Source organism: Salipaludibacillus daqingensis, from assembly GCF_029891575.1.
GTDB lineage: Bacteria > Bacillota > Bacilli > Bacillales > Salisediminibacteriaceae > Salipaludibacillus > Salipaludibacillus daqingensis.
The window spans coordinates 1-24,626 of the sequence record NZ_JARZHF010000002.1 but is presented as its reverse complement, the minus strand read 5'-3'; the positions used below and the strand labels follow the sequence as shown (position 1 = coordinate 24,626).

The 24,626-nt window shown below is 35.7% G+C and carries 25 protein-coding genes; 16 read left to right on the top strand and 9 right to left on the bottom strand.

Going from position 1 to position 24,626, the window contains the following annotated elements; all coding sequences use genetic code 11:
• Positions 1 to 48: 48 nt before the first annotated feature.
• Positions 49 to 258 (bottom strand): hypothetical protein, encoded by a 210-nt coding sequence (locus tag QDN89_RS04235; protein ID WP_280768843.1) that lies wholly within the window; start codon positions 256 to 258, stop codon positions 49 to 51.
• A gap of 378 nt (positions 259 to 636) precedes the next feature.
• On the opposite strand from QDN89_RS04235, the gene QDN89_RS04230 reads away from it, so the two are divergent.
• Positions 637 to 1,293 carry a 2OG-Fe(II) oxygenase gene (locus QDN89_RS04230; protein ID WP_280768842.1) on the top strand — a complete coding sequence of 219 codons (657 nt, stop codon included), beginning with the start codon at positions 637 to 639 and terminating at the stop codon, positions 1,291 to 1,293.
• 64 nt (positions 1,294 to 1,357) lie between these two features.
• On the opposite strand, the gene QDN89_RS04225 is transcribed toward QDN89_RS04230, so the two are convergent.
• Positions 1,358 to 1,792, bottom strand: coding sequence for a YndM family protein (locus QDN89_RS04225; RefSeq protein ID WP_280768841.1), 435 nt, complete (start codon positions 1,790 to 1,792; stop codon positions 1,358 to 1,360).
• Positions 1,793 to 2,074: 282 nt separating this feature from the next.
• On the opposite strand from QDN89_RS04225, the gene QDN89_RS04220 reads away from it, so the two are divergent.
• From QDN89_RS04220 to QDN89_RS04205, 4 genes are all read left to right on the top strand, one after another.
• Positions 2,075 to 3,418, top strand: a complete 1,344-nt coding sequence (locus QDN89_RS04220) for a cytochrome ubiquinol oxidase subunit I (protein WP_280768840.1) — start codon at positions 2,075 to 2,077, stop codon at positions 3,416 to 3,418.
• Between the two features lie 6 nt (positions 3,419 to 3,424).
• Positions 3,425 to 4,465: a cytochrome d ubiquinol oxidase subunit II gene (locus QDN89_RS04215; RefSeq protein WP_280769365.1), complete on the top strand. Its 1,041-nt coding sequence runs from the start codon at positions 3,425 to 3,427 to the stop codon at positions 4,463 to 4,465.
• A gap of 415 nt (positions 4,466 to 4,880) precedes the next feature.
• The gene (locus QDN89_RS04210; protein WP_280768839.1) at positions 4,881 to 5,747 is read left to right on the top strand and encodes a DegV family protein; all 867 of its coding nucleotides are present in this window, start codon (positions 4,881 to 4,883) and stop codon (positions 5,745 to 5,747) included.
• A 268-nt stretch (positions 5,748 to 6,015) separates the two neighbouring features.
• Positions 6,016 to 6,552 carry a ribonuclease H-like YkuK family protein gene (locus QDN89_RS04205; protein WP_280768838.1) on the top strand — a complete coding sequence of 179 codons (537 nt, stop codon included), beginning with the start codon at positions 6,016 to 6,018 and terminating at the stop codon, positions 6,550 to 6,552.
• A 103-nt stretch (positions 6,553 to 6,655) separates the two neighbouring features.
• Here the strand turns inward: QDN89_RS04205 and QDN89_RS04200 are convergent, their stop codons facing one another.
• Complete coding sequence (locus QDN89_RS04200) at positions 6,656 to 7,222, bottom strand: lysophospholipid acyltransferase family protein (RefSeq protein WP_280768837.1); 567 nt, start codon at positions 7,220 to 7,222, stop codon at positions 6,656 to 6,658.
• A gap of 424 nt (positions 7,223 to 7,646) precedes the next feature.
• Here QDN89_RS04200 and tnpB point away from each other — a divergent pair, with 424 nt between their 5' ends.
• The 3 genes from tnpB (at position 7,647) to QDN89_RS04185 (ending at position 11,582) form a co-directional block, all read left to right on the top strand.
• The gene (gene tnpB / locus QDN89_RS04195; protein WP_280768836.1) at positions 7,647 to 8,819 is read left to right on the top strand and encodes an IS200/IS605 family element RNA-guided endonuclease TnpB; all 1,173 of its coding nucleotides are present in this window, start codon (positions 7,647 to 7,649) and stop codon (positions 8,817 to 8,819) included.
• A gap of 218 nt (positions 8,820 to 9,037) precedes the next feature.
• On the top strand, positions 9,038 to 9,835 hold the full coding sequence (locus QDN89_RS04190) for an ion transporter (protein ID WP_280769364.1): 798 nt from the start codon (positions 9,038 to 9,040) through the stop codon (positions 9,833 to 9,835).
• A 700-nt stretch (positions 9,836 to 10,535) separates the two neighbouring features.
• On the top strand, positions 10,536 to 11,582 hold the full coding sequence (locus QDN89_RS04185) for an acyltransferase family protein (protein WP_280769363.1): 1,047 nt from the start codon (positions 10,536 to 10,538) through the stop codon (positions 11,580 to 11,582).
• 264 nt (positions 11,583 to 11,846) lie between these two features.
• Here the strand turns inward: QDN89_RS04185 and QDN89_RS04180 are convergent, their stop codons facing one another.
• Entirely contained in the window at positions 11,847 to 12,362 is a 516-nt protein-coding gene (locus QDN89_RS04180; protein WP_280768835.1) for a metallophosphoesterase family protein, read from the bottom strand.
• Positions 12,363 to 12,677: 315 nt separating this feature from the next.
• Here QDN89_RS04180 and QDN89_RS04175 point away from each other — a divergent pair, with 315 nt between their 5' ends.
• Positions 12,678 to 13,214 carry a CueP family metal-binding protein gene (locus QDN89_RS04175; RefSeq protein WP_280768834.1) on the top strand — a complete coding sequence of 179 codons (537 nt, stop codon included), beginning with the start codon at positions 12,678 to 12,680 and terminating at the stop codon, positions 13,212 to 13,214.
• Positions 13,215 to 13,313: 99 nt separating this feature from the next.
• Here the strand turns inward: QDN89_RS04175 and QDN89_RS04170 are convergent, their stop codons facing one another.
• On the bottom strand, positions 13,314 to 14,042 hold the full coding sequence (locus QDN89_RS04170; protein WP_280768833.1) for a polyphosphate kinase 2 family protein: 729 nt from the start codon (positions 14,040 to 14,042) through the stop codon (positions 13,314 to 13,316).
• A 401-nt stretch (positions 14,043 to 14,443) separates the two neighbouring features.
• Here QDN89_RS04170 and QDN89_RS04165 point away from each other — a divergent pair, with 401 nt between their 5' ends.
• The gene (locus QDN89_RS04165) at positions 14,444 to 14,866 is read left to right on the top strand and encodes a hypothetical protein (RefSeq protein ID WP_280768832.1); all 423 of its coding nucleotides are present in this window, start codon (positions 14,444 to 14,446) and stop codon (positions 14,864 to 14,866) included.
• Positions 14,867 to 14,928: 62 nt separating this feature from the next.
• Here the strand turns inward: QDN89_RS04165 and QDN89_RS04160 are convergent, their stop codons facing one another.
• Positions 14,929 to 16,350: a tyrosine phenol-lyase gene (locus tag QDN89_RS04160; protein WP_280768831.1), complete on the bottom strand. Its 1,422-nt coding sequence runs from the start codon at positions 16,348 to 16,350 to the stop codon at positions 14,929 to 14,931.
• A gap of 399 nt (positions 16,351 to 16,749) precedes the next feature.
• Here QDN89_RS04160 and QDN89_RS04155 point away from each other — a divergent pair, with 399 nt between their 5' ends.
• The 4 genes from QDN89_RS04155 (at position 16,750) to QDN89_RS04140 (ending at position 20,741) form a co-directional block, all read left to right on the top strand.
• Entirely contained in the window at positions 16,750 to 17,505 is a 756-nt protein-coding gene (locus QDN89_RS04155; RefSeq protein WP_280768830.1) for a GDSL-type esterase/lipase family protein, read from the top strand.
• Between the two features lie 241 nt (positions 17,506 to 17,746).
• Positions 17,747 to 18,049, top strand: coding sequence for an HNH endonuclease (locus QDN89_RS04150; protein WP_280768829.1), 303 nt, complete (start codon positions 17,747 to 17,749; stop codon positions 18,047 to 18,049).
• A 69-nt stretch (positions 18,050 to 18,118) separates the two neighbouring features.
• A complete protein-coding gene (mmuM, locus tag QDN89_RS04145; protein ID WP_280768828.1) occupies positions 18,119 to 19,066 on the top strand; it encodes a homocysteine S-methyltransferase in 948 nt (315 codons plus the stop codon).
• A 199-nt stretch (positions 19,067 to 19,265) separates the two neighbouring features.
• Positions 19,266 to 20,741, top strand: coding sequence for a protein adenylyltransferase SelO (locus QDN89_RS04140; protein WP_280768827.1), 1,476 nt, complete (start codon positions 19,266 to 19,268; stop codon positions 20,739 to 20,741).
• Positions 20,742 to 20,903: 162 nt separating this feature from the next.
• Here QDN89_RS04140 and QDN89_RS04135 read toward each other — a convergent pair whose 3' ends face one another.
• Entirely contained in the window at positions 20,904 to 21,050 is a 147-nt protein-coding gene (locus QDN89_RS04135; RefSeq protein ID WP_280768826.1) for an aspartyl-phosphate phosphatase Spo0E family protein, read from the bottom strand.
• Positions 21,051 to 21,438: 388 nt separating this feature from the next.
• Between QDN89_RS04135 and QDN89_RS04130 the strand changes: the two genes are divergently transcribed.
• Positions 21,439 to 22,059 (top strand): cell wall hydrolase, encoded by a 621-nt coding sequence (locus tag QDN89_RS04130; protein WP_280768825.1) that lies wholly within the window; start codon positions 21,439 to 21,441, stop codon positions 22,057 to 22,059.
• A gap of 340 nt (positions 22,060 to 22,399) precedes the next feature.
• On the opposite strand, the gene QDN89_RS04125 is transcribed toward QDN89_RS04130, so the two are convergent.
• Together QDN89_RS04125 and QDN89_RS04120 are read right to left on the bottom strand one after the other, a co-directional pair.
• On the bottom strand, positions 22,400 to 23,356 hold the full coding sequence (locus tag QDN89_RS04125) for a DUF5692 family protein (RefSeq protein ID WP_280768824.1): 957 nt from the start codon (positions 23,354 to 23,356) through the stop codon (positions 22,400 to 22,402).
• A 292-nt stretch (positions 23,357 to 23,648) separates the two neighbouring features.
• On the bottom strand, positions 23,649 to 24,104 hold the full coding sequence (locus QDN89_RS04120; RefSeq protein WP_280768823.1) for a MarR family winged helix-turn-helix transcriptional regulator: 456 nt from the start codon (positions 24,102 to 24,104) through the stop codon (positions 23,649 to 23,651).
• Positions 24,105 to 24,493: 389 nt separating this feature from the next.
• Between QDN89_RS04120 and QDN89_RS04115 the strand changes: the two genes are divergently transcribed.
• On the top strand, positions 24,494 to 24,626 hold a 133-nt coding region (locus QDN89_RS04115), incomplete at its 3' end, for a helix-turn-helix domain-containing protein (protein ID WP_280769362.1).

The window sequence follows — 24,626 nt, the reverse complement described above, 5'->3', positions numbered from 1 at the left end:
TAGAACTCTCACATGATAGAACTAGTGGCAGTCATATTCTTTATGTGATCAATCATTTTTCTTTGTTGGATTTTCTTCTAGTTCTTGTTGTTTTAATTTATATATCTTATATATCTTATATGCAATTAAAGCAACTAAACTTAGGCCTAACACAGTGCTTTGAATATAAAGTGGCATATAAACCCCGCTAAAATTCAAAACTCCTAACACAATTACTGCAAAGATTCCAAGCCATTGTAAAGGATGGAGTTTATCCATTTGGATACCCCCGTTATGAAATTAAAAGTATAGATTGCTTTTATCAATTTTAACAAACTAACGTAAGACTATACAAACCTAATAACGATAATTCAGTATGACTTTTGCACAGAATGAAACATTTAACTCCTTAATTGTTCCTAAACTTTTCATATTGTTTTATCTTGAAAAAAATGCTAGATTTACTGTGATTTAGGGTGTAAAATTAATCAACCCTTCTTGTTGAATAACAGGAGGAAACGATGGAATAATAGGTATAGCTATTATTCCATCGTTTGTTTAGAAGTGATTGCTAAAGAACTTCAGGTGATTTTGTGTTGACTAAAAGATTAATTTTATTTTTCGGAAAATTTAAACAATTAAAGGGGTTGGGGTAAGTTGACAATCGATGGTAAAGATTTAACTCTAAAGGAACCTACTATATTTAATCATATTGGAAATAAAATTATAACAGATGATCGGGAAGTCTCTATCATTACTAGATTAGAAGAACCACTAATTGCCGTATTAGGAAATGTGTTAAGCCATGAAGAATGTGATGAACTAATCAGTTTGTCTAAAGATAGGATAAAACGTTCCAAAATTGGGAATGAACGAGAGGTGAATGCACTCAGAACGAGCAGTAGTACCTTTTTACAGAACGATGAAAATGACGTTGTTTCTAGAGTTGAAAAGAGAATTTCACAGATTATGACTATACCAGTAGAGCACGGTGAGGGTCTGCAAATTCTTAAGTATGATATCGGTCAAGAGTATAAGGCGCATCTAGATTATTTTTCATCGAAAAATCACGTCGTGGATAATCCTAGAATTAGCACGCTGGTGATGTATTTAAATGATGTAGAGCAAGGAGGAGAAACGTATTTTCCTAAGCTAAATTTTTCGGTATCTCCACAAAAGGGAATGGCTGTTTATTTTGAGTACTTTTATAATGATCGTGCTTTAAACGAGTTAACGTTACATGGTGGTGCGCCAGTTATCGTTGGTGATAAGTGGGCTGCTTCACAATGGATGAGAAGAAAAAGAGTGGACTAGAGGAAAAACCCGTTCGAGTCAGCCAATTTTGCTAACTCGAATGGTTTTTTTATCGAGATCGTTGTTATTTATCATTAGGATGATTTGGATCTTCTTCTTCAGCAAATTCAAAAGCAAACTTTCGATCAAATGTACGTTGTTTTTCTAATACGAAGGATTTTATATTTTTTACAATATAAGAATGAACAAACATTTCTGAACCTGCAAACAGTGTGGCTGAGATAATGCTTCCCCAACCAATCATTAAATAGCTGTGAAAGAGAACTCCCCCAAAAACCCAGACAATAAAATAGGCTAAGAAAAAATCTACAACAACTGTGTTATTTTTTCCGATTCGTGGAAGTACGATTTGATCACCAATAAAATAAGAAGAGATGGTTAGTAAAATGCTAAATGAAATAATTAACGTAAAGGATGCATTAAATAACAACCCTAAGCTGACCCAAAAAATAAAAATACTAGTCACAAACTTGATCAATAATACGTTTAAATGCTTCACTTTTCGATTACTCCTTTTTTGCTTAGTTTTCCCCAACACTATTGACGTCTATACTTTCTTTGATGAGGAACATCAACCTTTAATAAACTAAAACACGACTAGAATTTGATCTAGTCGTGTTTTAGTTTCATTACATTTATTGTGTGTAGCAAAGTAAAAACAATTGTATGGTACAAACATAGTTTTATTCATTGGATAAAATACATTTGGGAAATTTATGAATATTTCCTCCTGAACGAAGCAATCTAACATTTAGAAAGCTACGGAATGGAGATGGGAATGATGGATTCAGTATTACTATCGCGAATGTTATTTGGCACTTCAATGGCCTTTCATATTATATTTGCTACGTTAGGTGTAGGACTCTCATTAATGATTTTATTTGCAGAAATTTTGCATTGGGTTCGAAAAGATAGTGATTACGGAGTCATGGCCAAAAGGTGGACGAAAGGATTTGCTATTTTATTAGGTGTAGGAATCCCTTCAGGAACCATTGTTGGTGTGATGCTTTCTTTATTATGGCCTGGTTTCATGGAGATTGTAGGGAAAGTAATCGCCGTACCGTTTCAAATTGAGATCTTTGCCTTTTTCTTAGAAGCTGTGTTTATGTCAATTTACGTTTATGCGGCAGACCGATTATCAAATTTGATGAGATTAATTAGTGTTACAACTGTAGCATTAGGCGCAGCGGCATCAGCATATCTTATAAACATTGCTCATTCTTGGATGAACACACCTAGAGGATTCTCCATCACTGACGGTGTTGTCACGGATGTAGATCCTTGGGCGGCGGTATTAAACCCTAGTATGCCTTATACCTCCAAACATGTTTTAGCAACTGCTTTTATGACAGGAGCTTTCGTACTCGTTTCGATCGCAGCTTATCGCTTACTACGCGAAACCGGATCTGATCATGAACGCGCTTATCATAAAAAAGGGTTAATGCTAGCGCTAGTTGTGGCACTTCTTGCAAGCCTTTATACGGCGACCAACGGACATAGTACAGCAGGGATGTTACATGAGGAAATGCCGTTGAAACTTGCTGCCGCGGAAGGACTTTTTGAAACGCAAGCTAACGCACCTCTCGCTATTATGGGGGTTCCTGATATAGAAACAGAAACGGTTGTCGGTGGGATTGAAATCCCTGGGATGCTAAGTTGGCTAGCTACTGGATCGACAGAAGGTGTTGTACAGGGATTGAATGATTTTCCACAAGATGAATGGCCACCGCTGTTTGTTCATACTCTTTTCAACGTGATGGTTGGCATTGGGTTTTCCCTTATCGGTATTGCTGGTCTTGCATTAGCATGGATCGTTCTATTTAGGAAGCGTAACGCACTTCCGACATGGTTATTGCTCGTTTTAGTCACAACAGGACCAATGTCCATGTTAGCAATAGAAATGGGCTGGATTTTTAGTTGTGTCGGCAGGCAACCTTGGACCATTTACGGCGTTCAATTAACAAGTGCAGCAGCAACACAATCAGGAAATGTCGGGATTTTGTTTTTCCTGTTTATTAGTCTATATGTGATGCTACTTGTGTTAACAGGTTTAGTATTAAGGTTTTACTTCTTAAGAAACCCTGTTCAGAAAGATTTAGGGGTTATAAATGGGGAGGCTTTTTAATAGATGATGACAGAACCTTACGTTGCCATATTCATTATCTGGATATTCTTGTTTGTATACGCTATCGCTGGGTCCATCGACTTTGGAGCTGGTTTTTGGGCGATGTTTTATTCAAATAAACAGACACAAGCATCTATTCTTGCCAATCGTTACTTATCTCCTTCTTGGGAAGTGACAAATGTCTTCCTTGTTCTGTTAGTCATTGCCATCGTCGGTTTTTTTCCAGGGGCAGCTTATTATATGGGGACGTTAATGATTCTACCATTTAGCTTCGTATTAATCTTGATTACGATTCGAAGTGCTTTTATGGTTTTCTCTTTTACTGTAAAAAGTTATACGAAACCACTCGTCATCATTTCCGGTATATCCGGTCTATTAATTCCGGCGTTGATGATTGCTATTTTGCCGATGGCTATCGGTGGATTTATCGGCAGTGGTGGTGATCAACAGTATATTTTATTCAATAAATTGTTGGCAAGTCCAACTTTATATACCCACATTGGTTTTGGACTAACAACGGAGCTATATTTATCGTCTCTTCTTTTAAGCGACTATGCCAGAGAGTCAGGTTCTGAAAAAGTTTATGCTGTTTATAGGAAAAATGCGATTATTTTAGGACCTGTGACATTGTTTTTTGCAGTGATGGCGCTATTGACGTTGATTCCACAAGCCCCTTGGATGGTGGAGACGATGATAGATATGTGGTACTTATTTGCCTTATCATTGGTCGCGGCTTTTATCGGTTACAGCGCTCTTTGGTGGCCATCAAAACATAAGAAACGAGGAAGGGCACGACTTGCTGTTATATTCACGATTTTGCAGTTTGGAATGGCAAGTTTCGGATACGGCTATTCACACATGCCTTATATTCTTTATCCTGAATTAACGATAACTGACGCGTTTACTGATCCGACTATGTTTCGATGGTTGCTTTATGGTTACGCAGGTGGTTTAGCCATACTTGTTCCTGCGTTTATTTTATTCTGGTGGTTATTCATGAAGGATAAGCGGTATTTACAAGCAGATGCGGAAAAAAATAAGTATTAATCTATAAAGTTTAAATGTAGCACTCGTTTTTCCTTAATTCCTTCTTGTGAAGGCACAAATGACTTTCATATCCTGCTAGTCAACTCGCAAATATTTTTATATCTTACATCTTATGAGTACACGATAACCGGAGCCTTTTTTCGTTGTAAAAATGCGTCGTAAGTTGTATGATTATTCATGAGTAGTAAACAGTGAAAACATGATATATTACCATAAATAGTAAAAATATGACAGTGTTTAAAGAATGGAAATAAGTTTTAATGCATTGATATTCAATTAGCACTTTAAGAATGATATCTGTGACGACACTATTCGACATCGACATAGGATTTTTTCAAAGCTGTTCTAAGGTTTTTCCGGAAGAATATTTGGTGAAAAAATGGAATGAAATATAGTTACTTAATGGAGGATATAAATGATAAAAATTATGGCTGATTCTACATGTGATTTATCGACTGAAATGCTTGAATTATATGATATAAGTATGGCTCCACTAACAATCAATATGGATGGGAAATCCTATAAGGATAGAGTAGATATTGAACCTGATGAGTTCTATGGAATGATGGAGACATTAGCGGAGTATCCAACAACTGGGATGCCAAGTCCTGCGGAATATATAGAGATAATGAAAGAGGCTATTCAGGCTGGATATAAGGAAATATTATGTATATGTATGTCTAGCGGGACGAGTGGAGCCTATCAATCGGCTGTATTAGCCAAAGATTATTTCTATGAGGAAGACCCAAATTCACCGATTAAAATTCATATTGTTGATTCAAAGTGTATGAGTCATGGAAGTGGTTGGTTGCTCATAAAAAGTGCTTTGCTTAGAGAACGAGGGGCATCATTTGAAGAGATAATCGAATTTAACGAAAAATATAAAGTAAACGTCAAACATTTTCTCTCTGTTGATGATTTAGATCATTTAATAAAAAGTGGTAGACTGACAAATGCAAGTGCATTTATAGGTAAGATTTTAATGCTTAAACCAATCATGACGATGAAAGACGGAAAAGGAGCCATCGTTGCAAAAGAAAGAGGTCGTAAAAAAGTACTTAAGCATTATGTTGAAGAGTTTATGAAAAGAAATGATAAAGATATGACAGAGTTCGTGATCATAGGTTATACGTCAGATATAAAAGTTGCCGAAAACTTAAAAATTAAAATCCAGCAAGAAACAGATTTTTCAGGAGACATTTATATTATGCAGATGGGGGTTTCTGTTGGCACGCATGTAGGTTTAGGTGCCGTTTCTATGTTTTTTGCGGAAAAGAGATAAGTAGAACGGATAAACCGAAAGCGTTTACAATGCTCTTAATAGACGTTGAATAAAAAAGAAAGATTCATCATATCTTATCTATATTAAGCACAAAGGGAACGGAACCCTTTGTGCTTGATTTCTTCGTTTTTTCATCCGTTATGTCACTTTCAAAATATGTCTTTCATATATTACTTAGAAGTATTGAATTAATTAAGAATATAATTTGAATTAAAATAATATGGAACGTGAACTACATTTTAGAAGGGAAGATGAAGGTGTCATTATGATGATGAATTTCACCGAATCGGTCTACTCATTCGAAAATTCACAAGAAAAGAACATGGCTTTTGAACAAGTTTTTGAAAGAATCTCAAAATTTATGAAGCGAAATCCCAATGGTAATTTCCGGTTAATGCTGGGGACAGATTCACAAGTTCACCCTAAGTATACTCGTTTCATTACTGGAATAGTAATAAAGCAAGAAGGAAAAGGAGCTTGGGCCTGCATTCGAAGATACGTTGTTTCAAGACAAATGACGAATTTACATGAAAGAATTTCATTTGAGACGTCACTAACGGAAGATATAGCTGCGCTTTTTACAGAAGAACGAAAAAATGAGCTCATTACTATTGTTTTACCAAACATTTATCAAGGATCTTCCTTTACGATAGAAGGTCATATCGATATCGGTGCTGGTCAAAGAAACAAAACAAGAGTATATGTCAGAGAGATGATTTCAAGAATCGAATCAATAGGGATCGATCCAAAAATTAAGCCAGACTCTCTTGTGGCAAGTAGTTATGCAAACCGATACACTAAATAATGATCGTTGGAAAAAAGTATGAAAACGACGAAGTATTGCATCATCGTTTTTCCACATTAGAAAAGATTCATTTGTCCTTTATTCGTCGTTTTCAGTTAAGAGTTTATTGGCGATTCTTTATATCTGTTATTTTTTTAGCAATAGTTTGCGAGATGACTTCATAATCTTTTTCCCCTTCAAAGCTAATCGGCTTTCCAAAAGTCACCGTTGCTTTACTAAACCATTTCTTGTTTGAAGTCCCGTCTATGAATGTAGGGACAACCGGCGCACCACTTTTTGATACGATGAAACCAACTCCTTTTTTAGGCTGTTGCATATCGTTAGTCAGACTCCTACTTCCTTCAATAAATAAAGAAAAGATATGCCCTTCCTTTAACAACTTCAACGAATGTCTTAATGATTTGACGTCTGCTTTTTCTCGATTAACAGGAAAGGCACCCATTTCAGTAATGATCCACCCCAACCACTTATTTGCAAATAAACTTTCTTTAGCCATAATGTGGAGTTTTCTAGGGGTATGTGTGCCAACAAGTAGTGGATCCCAGGCAGCCTGATGATTCATAGCAATAATCACTGAGCCTTCCGGAATATTTTCTACCCCTCTAACTTTCAAACGATATCGAACATGAGAAAGGCAGTGAATGATAAAAAAAATAATTTTATAGACCATATTGTTCACCTTGTTTTCATGAGATTTGTAAATCGCTCGCGGTTAATTCGTGTTTGTCCATCAACAAATTTAAAGAATTCTTTGAGTTAAAAAAAAGTTACAAATAAATAAAGCACGTAAATATCTTAACAAGGGGAAAGAATAAAATCTATCTATTTTTGTAAAGTTTCATAGCGGTATTCCTAAAATTACAGGAGAACCTTTTTTACATAATGAAGTGACCAGAGCATTTATTTAAATTGTAAGGAGAAAATATGTTAACCATCTTGCATTTTATCGTTTTCCGACAGAAGACTCCCTCTTCCATCGCGAGAAGGGCTTTTAGCCCAGTGATAAGGCGGAGATGAATGGCGGTTGGCGATAGCCAAAACACTCACCTCATGATATAATTAGAACAAATGTTCTTGTGAAATGAGGTGATGTCATGTTAGTAAAAAAAGCGTTCAAATTTCGTATTTTTCCTAACCAAAAACAGGTCGATCTCATTCATAAAACGCTCGGTTGTTCTAGATTTGTGTTCAATTTCTTCCTCGGTAAGCAGAAGCAAAAAGACGCATACTGGTACATCGTCGAAGAAATGGTGCAAAACGGTCAGCTACCTTCAAATAACTGGAAAGGAGAGTTTTTCAACAAATACGACTCTGTGAAGGCGGTTCGCCAGTTAAAAAAGCAGTATCCTTTCTTAAAAGAAGTGGATAGTATTTCCCTGCAAAAGTCGATTGAAAACCTCGCTGATTCTTACCAACGGTATTATAAAAAACAAACCAAAGCCCCTACATTTAAAAGTAAAAAGAACAAGGTACAGTCCTATGTTACGAAGCAAACCAATGGAAATATCGCTGTTTTTGATCAACACATCAATTTGCCGAAGCTTGGTCTTGTTCGGTTTGCTAAAAGTCGTGACGTGGTTGGGCGAATCATCAATGCGACCATACGACGCAATCCAAGTGGTAAGTACTTTGTGTCGATCTTAGCTGAAACAGATGTTGTTGAAATGCCGAAGACAAATGCGAGTACAGGCGTTGATCTTGGACTAAAAGACTTCGCTATCCTTGCAGATGGAACAAGATACAAAAACAATCGTTATTTCAAGTCGTTAGAACAAAAGTTAGTAAAGGCTCAACAGGTTCTATCAAGGCGAGTCATCGGTTCTAGCAACTGGAATAAGCAACGAATCAAGGTCGCTCGAATGCACGAAAAGATGGAAAACAAGCGGACAGATTTCTTGCATAAGACCTCTACGGATATCATCAAAAATCACGATATTATCGGAGTGGAGAGTCTGCAAGTATCGAACATGATGAAAAATAAGAAAACAGCTAAATCCATCGCTGACGTATCTTGGTTCCAATTCAAGACCATGTTGAAATATAAAGCTGAATGGTACGGGAAGACGGTGGTGGAAGTGAGCAAAACCTTCCCTAGCTCCCAACGTTGTTCCAGTTGCGGCTATAAAAACAAAGACGTGAAAGATCTGAATTTGCGTGAGTGGACGTGTGTTTGTGGCGTGCATCACGACCGCGATAGGAACGCAGGATTAAATCTTAAAAATGAAGCTATCAGGCTTCTAACCGTCGGTGCGACGGGGATAGCCTAATCAAAACTTTCGGTTACGAAGGTGTTCTTAGGAATCCCCCACTTCAAATAGCTCGTAAGAGCAATGAAGTGGCGGGTAGTTCAATGTAGGAAACTATCTCTTAATGAAAGAAATATGTAATAGATGCGAGGTGTAATGATGAAATGGTATAATAATTGAGTTGCTAACGTTGATAGATAACTATATAGATAGATAGAAGGGAAATGTGGTTGACGAAAATGGACTTTATTAACAACTTAAGAATGTACATGAAACAGATAGTCGAACATAAAAATTTCCAAGCGATTGTTATAGCTATTATTATGTTAAATGGATTAGTTATCGTCACCGAAACCTATTATAGAGGAAACAATTTACTTTTAATTTTTGATCAAATCATTGTCTGGATCTTTGTAATAGAAGCAATCATAAAAATAGGTGGACTCGGTACGAGAAAATATTTCTCTGATAGGTGGAATCTTTTTGATTTTACGATTGTATTAGCTAGCTTGATATTTTATGCCACTCCTTTTGTGAGTGTCTTGAGACTGATTAGAGTATTACGTTTAATACGAATGATTCCTGCCATTCCAGCATTGCGAAAGATAATCGACGCATTGATGAAATCTGTGCCAGCTTTAACAGGGATTTTAGGGCTAACGATCTTAATTTTCTCTATTTATGCGATTATTGGGACGACATTTTTTAGTGATGTACTAGATTATGAGTTTTTTGGTAGTTTTCATACATCGCTTTTTACATTAATGCAAGTTGTCACATTTGAATCGTGGGCTAGTCAAGTTGCTAGACCTATTATTCATGAAGTACCTTGGGCTTGGTTTTATTTTGTAACATTCATCATTATTGGTGCTTTAGTTATTTTAAACCTCGTTGTAGCAGTCATTTTGAGCTATTTGGGCCAAGAAGATGATGCGGTTCGAGCAGAACAAATGGAGCGATTATACGAAGAAAACAGAGAGCTAAAGAAAGATGTTCAGGAAATTAAACAGATTCTTCTTGATAAGAAAGATGTCTAAAGGTTTATAAGGATATAAATTCATTTCGCTTGTTTTGTATTTGATTGTGGTAATGAAAAGAATATAATACTGCTAGAATTTACGTAAACAGTATTCATTTATATTGTTAACAAATCCCCCCAGTTAGTATCGAACTGGGGGGATTTGTTAAATGATGACTTCCATTAATAGAAATAAAATTAGGTGAAATAGTTATGAGTTCACCGCAATAATTAGAGGTCTAATCGTGATCTTTGTGACAGAACATGCTTCTGTCACAAGAAAAGGAAGTTAGATAGACCCTGCAGGACTTGTCACAGTTAATGACATAGTAAAGCTATATAATAAGCGGCTTTAATAATGAGAAATGCTTTTTTGATTATGGTTACCCTCAAAAAAAAATTGTTTTTTCGAATGATATGATACATCTACGGTATTTTGAAAATGTCTTTTTTTAAATAGTGACATATTTAATGTTTTGGTTAAATATTTGATATTTACGAAGAGTAAAAAGACAAATAATAGTGATTGTACACTGATTATGTTTAAGCTGAAATAGATCTCACAACTATTTTATTAATAAAGGCTCTCTCTTATAAGCAAATCTTATTAAGTTCTTGATTTTATGAAAGAAAAAATCATAGTAGGATAGATTTGTGTCGCAGGATATCTGCGATTTCTTTTTGCATTATATAATTAAATAGACTTGGGAGTGTAATTTATCAAAAATAATAATTTAATAAAAGAAGCTTATTGGCTTAGAGCAATTTCTTGTTTGGCTGTTGTATTAGTACATACAGCTAATACAACATTAGCAACATATGAAACGGACATTGGACAATTTGAAGAGTTTGCCTTAATATCAATTCGTTTTTTAGCTTATTTTGGAACACCTACGTTTATTTTTATTTCAGAATTACTCTTAGCAAATGCTTATCCTAAAGAGGTACCTAAGGGATTTTTTATGAAAAGAATTCGGTTTTTACTATTGCCGTTTGTTTTCATGGCGTTTATTTTCGCAGTAATAATTAGTAGTTCTATTTTTGAGACGATGGAAAATTTCTTCCTTCATTTGATAGGTGGGTATACGGGATATTTTATTTTAGTCATTTTTCAATTTTATATTTTACATTATCTTTTTAATCAATTATTAGATAAGTGGTCTCCTAAAGTTGTTATCCTTTTTTCATTTATAATCAATGCAGCATATTTGGCTTTTTTTAATTTTACAGAGGCACCTCAAACATTGATAGGGGAATACATATGGCTAAGAGGATACTGGATCCCGTTTTTAGGATGGATCTTTTATTTCACGGTAGGATATTACGTTGGGAAAAATTACCAAATAGTTAAATCAGCACTTTATCAGTATAGAAAGCTCATTTATCCGTTACCAATCCTTTTTTTATCGGTCATTTTAATTTTGACAAGAGTTGAAATTTTAGAAGTCGTGTCTTCTAAAAGAATAGACTATTTATTTTATACAGTTAGTATGGTGTTCCTGATTATTTTAATAACATCGCAAGTGAAAAAAGTCCCAAACATCATTTATGTAATAAGTAAATATTCATTTAATATCTACCTATTACATAAAGTTATTCTTCATTATTTACCGTCTGCGACCATATTACATCCACTGATTTACTCCATCATTGCTTTTTTAATTGCGGTCAGTGGAACGATAATCATCGCGAATATTCTATCTAGATTCCATATTAGTCAATTTTTAATCGGAAAAACAATTCCTATTCCAAAACAAGGAAAATAAGAATGGTGCTTGTTCTTAATAAATAAGACAGGCACTTTTTTGAGTGCAAAAATAGGCTGTTTGTATCGATTTGCAAAGATATATTTAATACCGATCTTTTTATGGAAGGAGTGAAGTAATTTTTCGCTGTGTTAAAATAATTGTATAAAAAATAGGTGATTTTGTTTTTCTAATTTTCTAGAACCTCACAATGCTGTTTTGATTTTATTATTATTAGTGTGTGTTTTAGGATTTTATAAACGTATGCTACTATTTTCTTGGCCTCTATGCATGATTTTTCCTATGCTTGATCTGAAAAATAAACATGCTTTGCTTTTTTATTTCATTCTTTATCATTAAAATACCATATGAATAGTTAGACTGCCTTCTTTTATCTGTTGCTGAACCAGGGTTAAACAGAAGGATATCATTTGATAACTTTTGCACAGGAATATGAGAATGACCGAAAATAATACAATCAACATGATCATCTTTAAAAGCTTCTTGTGCTCGTCTTTCCGTTGTTAATTTCCTTCCATGACCATGAACTACTCCTATTTTGTGACCATTTAATTCCAATATTAATTTTTTAGGGAAGTGTGCTTTTATCTCATCATTATCAACATTTCCATATACTCCTTTAACTTCTCCGTATTGAGATAAATCCTTATAAACCTCTAACGTTTGCCAGTCACCAGCATGAATAATAAGATCTGCTTTCTTTAAATCAGATATGATCCGATCTGGAAGTTTTTTTGCCCTTTTTGGAATATGAGTATCAGAAATCACCATAACCTTCATGATTTACCTCCATTCAAAAATAACACTACCTTGTTTTACATTTATTATACTTCCTTTAAAATCATATGATCATAAAAATAACTAGAAAATAAAGCTAAGGAACATTTACGTTGATATTTTCCTAATCAAAAAGTTAGATATTTTCTAAACTTATTCCAAGTAAAATTATCAAGATAGTATTAAATATGTATATTATATGAAATAATTCGCTAATATCTATATTCCTATTGGATTAGATGATATTATAATCTTGTAATACAAAACAGTGCTCTTTTATTAAAATATGAGGGGACAAGAAAGAGGGGGAAAACTATAATGAACAAGAAAATAATTGCGTTTACTGGGCTTGTTTCCGTTGCTTTGGTTACGTTTTTGTTTTTAGGTAACGACGAAAGCAATGAACCAGTAGAAAGTGAATCACAAAATATAGTTGAATTGGTTAATGATTATAGTGTAGGTAACATCACCGACCAGACCGCTTCCATTACATCACACGAATTAATTGTGACCAATAGTGATGAAAGTGAGTTAACTTATGACTTACCTGAAGACAAATTTTTTGTTTCTATCGCACCATACGTTGACCAAACCCATCCATGAAGCATTCATAACCTGACAGGTTGTCAGGGAGAGATGGTAGAAGAAGAGTTTGACGTGTACATTGAAGACGAAGAAGGCAATGTTGTTATGGACGAAACAGTGAAATCTCTTGAGAATGGTTTTATTGATTTGTGGTTACCTCGAGACAAAACATATCAAACAACGATTACGCATGATGGAAAGACAGTAGAGTCAGAGCTATCTACGTTTGAAAATGATGACACTTGTATTACAACGATGCAATTTATGTAGAGGAAAAGCACCTATATGGGTGCTTTTTTGTTTTTACGTACTTATAACTGTCGTTGAACATAAGTGCCATATGGCGTATAGTACATAGATTTGGCAATCTTAAGATGATTTTATTAAATGAGTTTTGATTTTATCAATAATGATGTTTAACGTTTTAATACGCGCATGCCATTTGTCGTTTCCTTCTATAATATCCCATGGAGCATAGGGGGTATCTGTTTTTTGTAACATGTCTTCTACCGCTACTTCGTATTCTTCCCATTTATTGCGATTCCGCCAATCTTCATCAGTAATTTTCCATCGTTTAAGATAATGTTGTTGACGTTCTAAGAAACGTTTATGTTGCTCATCTTTACTAATATGGAACCAAAATTTATGAATGAGATGACCATCGTCATGTAACAGTTTTTCAAATTGGTTCATTTCCTCATAAGCTCTCATCCATTCTTTATTGGAAGCAAAACCTTCAACCCTTTCAACTAGAACTCTTCCAAACCATGAACGATCAAATAACGCAATTTGTCCTTCGGAGGGTAGACGGTTCCAAAACCGGTGTAAGTAATGATAGTTATGTTCTTCTTCTGTTGGAGCGGCGATTGGATGTACTTGAAACCCACGAGGATCAATTTTTTGTGTGATTCGTTTAATGGCACCGCCTTTACCAGCAGCATCCCACCCCTCAAACACGAATACACAAGGGATATTCTTCTCAAATACACTTTGTTGCAAGAGTAATAATTCTTTCTGCGCTTTTTTCAACTGCTTTTTATAGTCACTTTTTTTCTCAATATGCTTAGTTAAGTCAACGTCATTTAATTTCTTGCTCATTGTTATCACCTTTTCTAATAATTTGATAAAACAAAAGTGACTTGAGAATACTTATTTCAAAAGGGGAACATCAACTTTTTATTAAGCTTCTTTTTTATTTAATTATTATACTATCAATTTTACATTATTTATTGTTTTAACTATAGTTACACATTAATACAATATTAACTAGGTTGATAAATAATAACCGTTAACCTATGTGATGAATAGATATTCAATGATTAAACGGGACTAAAGTGCCATTTTATAAGTACTTATGTTGTAATGTTGAATAAATTGATAATTGAAGATCGTTTTATAGTAAAATAGGTATAGATATAAAGACTTCGTAACAACATTTGAAAATAGCCTGAAAAGAGGTGTTTGTACTGAGAGAACTATTTGATCGAATATCAAAAACAATGTCTGAATTTAAAGAGAATGGTGTTTCTGTCAAAATTTCTAAACAGATGATTTATCAAATTTTACAGGATAACATACAAGACGAGAATATAACCATTACATCAGTTGACTTTAAAGATGATCTTGTAGTAGTTTATGGAATTGTGAAAAAAGTCCGGATGTCTATAAATGTGTCGATAACTTTAATTCCAGAGGGCGGCCAAAATAAGAAAATGTTCTTTAGAATTAATAAAGTAGATCCTATCCATAGTAAACGGATTAATAAAAAGTTATTTAAGGATAAATCACCTTATGTTTCTTACAGAGACGAAGTGATTAGTATTGATTTAAATCAAATTGAGAAAGTCAAAAATATACCTGTTGGAAACATTAAAAGTATGGAAATAACTGATGGAATGTTGGTTGTGAAAATAGGGTTATAGTATATGTTTCATATAGTAAAAGTGCCACAAAACAAAAACGTTTTATGGCACTTTTACTGCTTTTACGTCGTCGCACTAGATGTAGTTATTGTCATAAGTTCTCCGCATGAAGAGAGAGGTTTAAACCTTGCGTTAAAGAACCTTAATGTTGGTGGTTCATACGTCATTTTTAGTCCTGCGATTTGATCTCTTTTTTCGTATAATGCCATGATTGAATCTGCTACGACGTTCATGTGATCGTTCGTGTAGACGCGTCTTGGTATCGTTAACCTTACCAGTTCCAGTTTCGGTTTGTTATTTTTCCCAGTGATTTTATTTCTACCACCTGACACAAAACCTCGCTCCATAGATCGTACGCCGGAATCTAAGTATATCGCTGCTGCAAGGGACTGAGAAGGGAGTTCCTCTTGTTTCAAGTGTGGCAAAAATTTCTTAGCATCGAGATAAACGGCATGACCGCCAATTGGTCGCACGACCGGAATGCCAGCTTCGATTAATTGATTCCCTAAATATCGTACTTGGTTAATGCGATGAGAAATGTATTTATCATCAATAGATTCATATATACCTAATGCCATTGCTTCCATGTCACGACCAGACATACCACCGTAAGAAGGCATCCCTTCATAAAGAACGACTAATTCTCGTGCTCGCGTGTAAAGGTCTTCATCGTTCATTGCTAGAAATCCGCCTATATTGACTAAACAGTCTTTTTTCCCACTCATCGTACACCCGTCAGAATAGGATAGCATTTCTTTTAAAATATCTTTTATAGCAATATCGCCATAGCCTTCTTCTCTTTCCTTAATGAAGAAGGCATTTTCTACGCACCTGGTAGCATCATACATGACATCGATATCGTGTCGATGACAAAGGTTATACACGTCCCGTAAATTATTCATACTCACGGGTTGTCCGCCAGCGAGATTAACTGTCACAGCTACACAAACATATGGAATTTTTTCTGGACCAACGTCGTTAATGAGGTTCTGAAGTTTTGCTAAATCTACATTTCCTTTAAATGGATGGTCCAATAAAGAATCGTGTCCTTCGTCGATGATCACGTCTACGAATGTACCACCGTTTAACTCTTGGTGAGCTCTTGTCGTTGTGAAATACATGTTTCCGGGTACGTAATCTCCGTCTTTAATTTTCATTTGCGATAAAAGGTTTTCAGCCCCGCGTCCTTGGTGCGTTGGGATTACGTATTGATAACCGTAGATATCTTTCACGGCTTTTTCGAGGTGTTGCCAGCTTTCGCTTCCGGCATAGGCTTCATCTCCAACCATTATCGCGCCCCACTGTTGATCACTCATAGCTGTTGTTCCACTATCCGTTAATAGATCAATATACACTTCTCTAGAATTAATTAGAAATGTATTATAGCCCGCTTTCTTTAATGAATCTTTCCTCTCGTCATAACTTAACATTTTCAATGGTTCTACTGATTTGATCTTGTAAGGTTCCGCCGTCCTTCTCTTCAATCGAAAAACCTCCCCATAAAATGTGTGTATTAGAATGACAATTACTGGTTAAAGATTATCATGTTGTTGAAAAGGCTTGCAAGAACGTGTATTAACCTATAAAAGCTTTAAAGTTCTGTGTGGATAAAGGATAATGAGTGATGAGTACTCATGTATTAATGTCGAACGTCTGAAAACTTAATTGCAATCAAGATAATTTACTTAATAATGAGTGATCAATTTTGGTGCCTGTCCCACTTACGTTGAAGTAAAGAATGCTGGCACTTTTTTTCATGCTGCAATGCAAAAGAAACGTAAATGAGAAGAGGGATAAATGTCAAAAATAATCTGAAAATTCAATATACTAAAGCTTTCTTTTCTTGTATAATTATTTTAGTTTGATATACGAGGAGGAAGGTTATGAAAATCTTATTTCGATCATTTATTTTACTTTTAGCACTTACGTTTTTATTTTCACCAGGGGTATTAGCTAAAAACGATCAAGCAAAAGATTCTCTTTTGTCTCTAGGTGACTCCATCCCATATGGGTACAATCTTGGCAATAACAATGCATCGCCATCAAAAGATGCCTTTCCTTATCTCATTGGAGAAGAGACAGATATGAGGGTCCGAAACTTAGCTGTTCCTGGCTGGAAAACCGATGATATGCTAGATGCTCTTGAAAATGAGCAGAAGTATCGGCAGGCTGTAAGACAAGCGGATTATATTACCCTTAATATCGGCAATAACGACTTGCTTCAGGCCTTGTTTACGGCTTTTGAGTTAAGTGGAGGTGATGAAGGTTTATTCGAATTCTATTTAAATCAACAACTGGCAAACAGCGATATTTATGGTAACCTCTCTAAAATAGTAGAAGAAATACGTTCTTTAACAGATGCTCCAATTGTGATTTATAACATTTATAATCCATTTCAATTGAACGAGCCGCTACATTATGTAGCATTAAACTTGTTGCCTGGAATTAATTTTGGTTTTCAACAAACGATAAATGGTCTTAATGCTTTATTTGGAGATATAACGATTGCAGATGCTAATGGGGTTATTGGTTCGCAGCAGGCTGAATATATTATTATTGATGATATTCACCCAACAAAAGCGGGACAGAGAAAGCTTGCAGATGCTGGTATTTCAGCTTTACAGCCTTATATTCAATAAAGTTTTATATTTAACGTAGTATTGTACATTCTGAGAGCATGACATTGACTGTCTTGCTCTTTTTCTCGATTGAAAACAAAGAGAGTTATTTAATTATATAAATGTAAGAATTCCGGTGTGTTTTTATGAATCAATGGTTTGACGTTGATTAGGTTTGATTTGTTTTCATTGTAGATGTTGTATAATCATTTAACAAAGAGAGTTCTGAGTAAAAGTAAGAACTAAAGGTGGTTGATATGTGATGACTACGCAGATGGGGCGGTGCGAATTATGTGAGCGCGAAAGTGTGATATTAACTGAGCATCACTTGATTCCGAAAGAAGAAGGAGGGGCACATTTAAAGACGGCCTTTCTCTGTAAACCATGCCATAAGCAAATTCATCATTTGTATACGAATAAGGAATTAGCTCTCCGCTTAGGAACGGTAGAACGGCTCCAAAACGATGAAAAAATAATTAGATTTCTTAGATTTATTCGAAAACAACCTTCATCAGCTTCCATTAAGTTAAAAAAATCAAACGATAGAAAGCAAAGAAAAAGATAGTAAAAAAACTACAGGTTGAATGACGACTATATATTGTATGAGAAATCTCAATGAAAAGGTGAGAAAATGATGTCGAAAAACATGAGCCCGATTGATTCTATTTTACAAGACTATCCTGTTATGATTCTGGACGGTGCACTTGCAACAGAACTTGAGTCTCATGGTTGTGATTTGGATGATCCACTATGGTCTGCACGTGTATTGATAGAAAATCCGGAATTGATTTACCAAGTGCATGTTGATTATTTCCAAGCTGGAGCGGATTGTGCGATAACTGCAAGTTATCAAGCGACGATTGACGGGTTTTCCAAACGTGGAATAAAAAAAGACGAAGCGTTAGAACTTATTAAAAAAACGGTGACACTTGCAAAAAGAGCTAGAGATGATTTTTGGAAGAGCGAAGACGAAAAACATCTCAGACCAAAACCAATCGTTGCAGCATCAGTTGGACCATATGGCGCTTTTCTTGCAGATGGTTCTGAGTATGTTGGCAACTATAAGGTGACAGATGCAACATTAGCATCGTTTCACCGTCCTAGATTAGAAGCATTAGTGGAAGCAGGAGCTGATGTATTGGCAATGGAAACAATTCCATCTCTACAAGAAGCAAGAGTTCTGGATTCGTTATTGAAAAAATTTAAAGATACATATGCATGGGTGTCTTTTTCTTTAAAGAATGGACAAGCAATTAGTGACGGTTCTTCTTTGGAGGAATGTGTGAGAATTTTTGAAAAGAATGAGCAAATTGCAGCAATCGGAATAAATTGTACACCAATCGAAGTTGCTCTAGATGCAATAAAAGTATTACATTCAACAACGAAAAAACCAATTATCGTTTATCCTAACTCTGGAGAAACGTATCACCCATTAACGAATACATGGCACGGTAAAGAATCTCTTGGCAGTTTTGGTAGTCAATCTGAACAATGGCTAAAAGCAGGAGCACAAATCATCGGTGGGTGCTGCAGAACTGGGCCACATCACATTAAAGAACTAAAGGAAAAGTGGCGTTCTTAATGTGAATCCCAGGAATTATTATTGATCTTCCTTTCTCGGTACGTATCATTTTTTTGAAAAGCACTATTTTGTTATAATAAATAGACAGAAGAAGTAGAAACTATAAGCGTCTGCGATGTGTTCGTTATCACAACATGAATCTATACATTTTCCTTTTTAAAAATACTTGTGAAAAGCCTAATAAAGAAAAGGGGATACAATGTCAAATATTAAAGATTTTAAAGAAGTAGGATGGAACTTAGATAATAGTTATGCTCGTCTACCGAAAACATTTTTTTCTCTCCTTCAACCAACCCCTGTTCGTTCACCGAACTTGGTTATTCTTAATCATTCGTTGGCAAAATCGCTTGGATTGAACTCCGATGCTCTTGAATCGGAAGACGGATTAGCTATACTAGCTGGAAACGAAGTTCCTGAAGGGGCAGAACCACTTGCTCAAGCTTATGCAGGGCACCAATTCGAGAACTTCACAATGCTTGGGGATGGACGAGCGCTATTACTTGGAGAGCAAATTACTCCTGATGGGAAACGATTGGATATTCAGTGGAAAGGATCCGGCAGAACGCCTTATTCTCGAGGTGGAGATGGTCGAGCATCTCTTGGACCAATGTTACGGGAATATATTATAAGTGAAGCGATGCATGCGCTCGGCATTCCAACAAACCGAAGTTTGGCAGTGGTAACAACGGGAGAGCACGTCATCCGTGAGACGAATCAACCTGGTGCTATTCTTACTAGGGTAGCTGATAGTCATTTGCGTGTCGGCACGTTTCAATACGCATCAAGAGGATGCCCTGTTGAAGATCTCCGGGATTTAGCAGATTATGCACTCGATCGGCATTTTCCAGATGGAATGAATGGGGAGAACCGATATCTTTTCCTTCTCCAAGAAGTGATCAAGCGTCAAGCTGAACTCATAGCCAAATGGCAACTAGTTGGCTTTATCCACGGCGTTATGAACACGGACAATATGGCGATAAGTGGACAATCGATTGATTTTGGTCCTTGCGCTTTTATGAATACGTACGATCCGGCAACGGTCTTCAGTTCTATTGATGTTCAAGGTCGCTATGCTTATGGAAATCAGCCGTATATTGCCGGATGGAATCTTGCGCGATTTGCGGAAAGTTTATTACCATTGCTAGATGAAGACAAGGACAAGGCTGTCAAACTAGCACAAGATGAGATTTCTCGGTTCACCGAGTTATTTCACAGTCATTGGCTCAAAGGAATGAGAGCTAAATTGGGACTATTTAACGAAGAAGTGGAAGATGAAGGACTTATTGAAGACCTTCTTAGTATGATGCAAAAGTATCGTGCTGACTATACGAATACTTTCAAAGCTTTAACTTTCGATACGGTGAAGAAAACGGAGTTGTTTGGAACAGAAGAATTTACTCAGTGGAACGAGCGGTGGCAGGAGAGACTCAGTAGGCAGGAACAATCGAATGACTCTTCACAGGATTTGATGAGACGGAATAATCCTGCTATCATCCCGAGGAATCATCGGGTAGAAGAGGCATTAGAAGCGGCAGTGTCGCGAGAGGATTACAGCGTGATGGAACGTCTACTTGATGCTCTTTCTAACCCTTTCGAGCACTCTGATAAACAAACAGAATACACCGAACCACCTGAACCATCGAGTCGCCCTTACCGAACGTTTTGCGGGACATGATAGCCTAATACTATAACAATAAAAGCTACCTTTAAAGGTAGCTTTTATTGTTGCATATACGGTCATTAAAAAACGATAGAAGAGACTTCTTGGTTTTTCTATTAATAGTAATGAAGAAAGCGGTTTCTTTATTTGTGAAAATAATTTAATGAGACAGAAATTTTAACATTTATAGTATTTATTTATAAGTGAATCTAATTCCTCACTACATTTTAACGCTTCTTTTGATAAGAACCCGTTTTTATTCACACAATTATGAAGTTCTTTTCGCTTATTTTCAATTATCCATATTAGTTTGTTTTTAACCATGATGTATGCTCCTGCTATGTATTATATTTGCTAAAATAATCCGAGATATATCTTATATGAATAGTTTAATAAATAATGCCTACTATTTCCACAAAAAAATCCATTTAACTTAAAATATTATCAAAAGACTAACACACTATGTTAGTCTTTGTCGTCGTCTTTCGTCTAGTGTTTATCTGTGTTTTCTTCCATTTTGTTTGTTAATAGAAGAATACGGGAAGTATAGTTACATTGTTTGAGAACAGTTAAGTGGTTTCGTAATTTAAGGTTTCTTTAAAAGTGATTTGGAATAAATTACAGGTTTCATTACAATGCCTTTTGCGTTACTGTGTGTAGTATTGATTTAAGAAAAGCTGTATTAGTAAATAATAGAAAGGTATGATTGTTTTTGAAGAAAATTGTAAGTATATTCATAGTAGCAATTTTAATATTTATAATAGCTAATCCGACTCAGGCAAGTTACCAGTACTATGAGGAACCTCCATTTGAAACATACAAAATGAGTGAAGGGGATACATTGAGCCATATAGCAGAGCGTTATGGTGTTGATTTGGATGACTTATATCGTTTTAACTTCGACATTGGTTCAGACTTTCTCGAAGGATCTTCTATTACTCTAGTTGATAATACAGAATCATCGAAACGAGTGACATTGAGCTCGAGTGAACGTGATTTACTCGAACGTCTCGTGCATGCTGAGGCACGAGGACAAGAGTACGAAGGTAAGGTTGCAGTAGCAGAAGTTGTGTTTAACCGTGTTGACAGTAGTGACTTTCCAGATAGTGTGTATGAAGTGATCACGCAAAAAAGACAGTTCGAACCATACACAACAGGTACAATTGAAAATAATCCAGATGATGAAACGGTTAAAGCCGTGGAGGAAGCATTAAAAGGAACGGACCTTGTAGATGGTGCGTTATTCTTCTGGAATCCATCTATTGCTACTTCTCGATGGTTGGAAAAAAAGACAGTCGTAACTAAAATAGATAATCATGAATTTTTAGAATAAAACAGCAGCCATCCCTGACATTTAATGGGGATGGCGCTTTTTTTTCGTTTTTGTTATCGTTCATGATAAGTCGATGATCGCCTGATTTCTTCTTGAAATTATTATGGAAGAAATAAGAAGAGTATTATCAGCAACATTGGAATGAAAGAAAGATTGCGAGATAAATGTATAAATACTCAATGAATCAAACTAAAGGAAGGATGTTCGGATTCTAAAGGGTACATGGATCGACTAAATATAGAATGCTCCTCTTTACTAACCAGATGCTATCTGACTACTTAAAGAGGAGCATATTGAATTTCTAATATTTCCTTACACAAAGAGAATGAGTTAAGATTGTTTACGCTATGACTTCATCTTTGCGAACTTCATCTACACCTTCGTTAAGGCGCGCATTAATTTGTTTGTAATCAGGCATGTCCGTCCAAATTTCGTCTTTCAACGGATTTTTGCGATTCTTTACAATACGGGTTACTTGCCAAATAGCGAGAACGACGTTAAGAGTTAGGCTGAGTAAAGCAAGTGTCCAGTTAGCAGCAGGGTTGTAGCTTACACTCACGTTAAAAGTACTTCCGATTGCAAAGAAATAAGGGAACGTCATGACCCACATCATCCAGAATGACAATGTTTGAGCACGATTTTGCATCCAGGTTCCTTTCGCCCATAAAAGAGCAGGGACCGTTGCTGCGATATTTAATGCTACACCCGAATAGAATGCATTTCCTGGAGCGCAAGCGTATACGTAGGCAATATTCCAGACCCCATAAGCAATGATCCACAGGCGTGTCTGGTCAGGCCATACCATATCTTTTCGCTTACCTTTTGTTGCGAAGATACCAACCCATCCGCAAATTAAGAGGAGGTTAAGGATTCCTGCAACTCCGTTGACGTAGTTCCAACCTCCGGAGATATACATCATACCGTCAACCATTCCTTCAAAACCTAAGAAACCGACCTGAAATTCACGAACGACCGCTTCTGCAATATTAATCGCTAAGATCGCTGGGACAAGAGCAAGGTACCATTTATGTTTCTTGTGATAATCGGTAAATCGAATGACCATATAGATAATGCTTCCTGCAAGTGCAGAGTAGACTTTAACCCAAGTAAACCAAGATGTCACTCCCGTATCCCCTTGCATCAGCCATATGGGTGTAAGAATGACCGGTACAGCCATAAATAGAGCGACACTTGCCCATTTACTTGCACGGGCCAACTCATTTAATCCAATCAAAATACCAAAAACAACAAACCACATAACGACGTTATACCAAGGAATTGCTTCGAAAAAGAACATATAAGAACACTCCTATCCATTGCACGTTTATTTTTATAAGTAAGCGATTTCAAAAAGCGGTGTTTTTGTTTATTCTGTGGTGTCGTTAAAGCTTATTTTTTACAGCATTAAAACAGCTGATTATCGTTAACAATCACCTCTCTCTTTTCGGGATTTTTCCTCAATGAAAATTTAGCGCTATTTTCAACTAGATGAAGTAACCAATGAATCATCGATTTTTTTCATCACCGCCTTTCAATTAGACATTACAGTGGGTCGCCCTAATGACATAGAAGATATACATTGAAACAGACTACTTCTTAAAAGGGAGTTTGTCTACGCTAGTTCTTTCCAAAACTGATTTTAGTGTCGTTAATATCTCAGTTGCTTCACTCGCAGGAATACCTGTCTCCGCTAAAATCTTTTCAGGTATATGTTTTACTTTATCTTTTAGCTCAAATCCTTTTGGTGCAACGTTTACTAAAACAACTCTTTCATCATTACGATCTCGGTACCTTTCAATTAGCCCTTTTCCTTCAAGCTTTTTCAATAAAGGGGTTAGTGTACCAGAATCTAAGTAAAGTCTTTTACTTAAGTCGTTAACAGAAATTTTATCGCCATTCCATAAAACAAGCATGGCTAAATATTGTGTATAAGTTAAATCTAATGGGTCAAGATATTCTTTGTACCTTTTAATTGTTTCTTTTGAACATAGGTACATAATAAAACTTAGCTGTTCTTCCAAAATTAGGTTTTCATCGCTGATCAAAAGATCATCTCCCATATTTATATAATTAAATTGTGTACAATTAAATTGTATACTATCTAAATAAGCTAATCAATATCAACGTGATTTAATTCACAAATTTGTCTTTTTTATGAATAGGAATCCTTAGAAATGAATGAGATGGAAACGGGGGCGATTCTAATTAACTAGATCATAAAGTTTAATGAAAGATATGAGGGTCAACGAGGGATGAGATAATAAACTTAACAGTGAGAATTATTTTATCGTTTTCCGACAGAAGACTCCCTCTTCTATCGCGAGAAGGGCTTTTAGCCCAGCGATAAGGGGGAGATGAATGGCGGTTGGCGATAGCCAAAACACTCATCTCATGATATGATTAGAACAAACGTTCCTGTAAATGAGGTGATGTCATGGTAGTAAAAAAAGCGTTCAAATTTCGTCTTTTTCCTAACCAAAAACAGGTCGATCTCATTCATAAAACGCTCGGTTGTTCTAGATTTGTGTTCAATTTCTTCCTCGGTAAGCAGAAGCAAAAAGACGCTT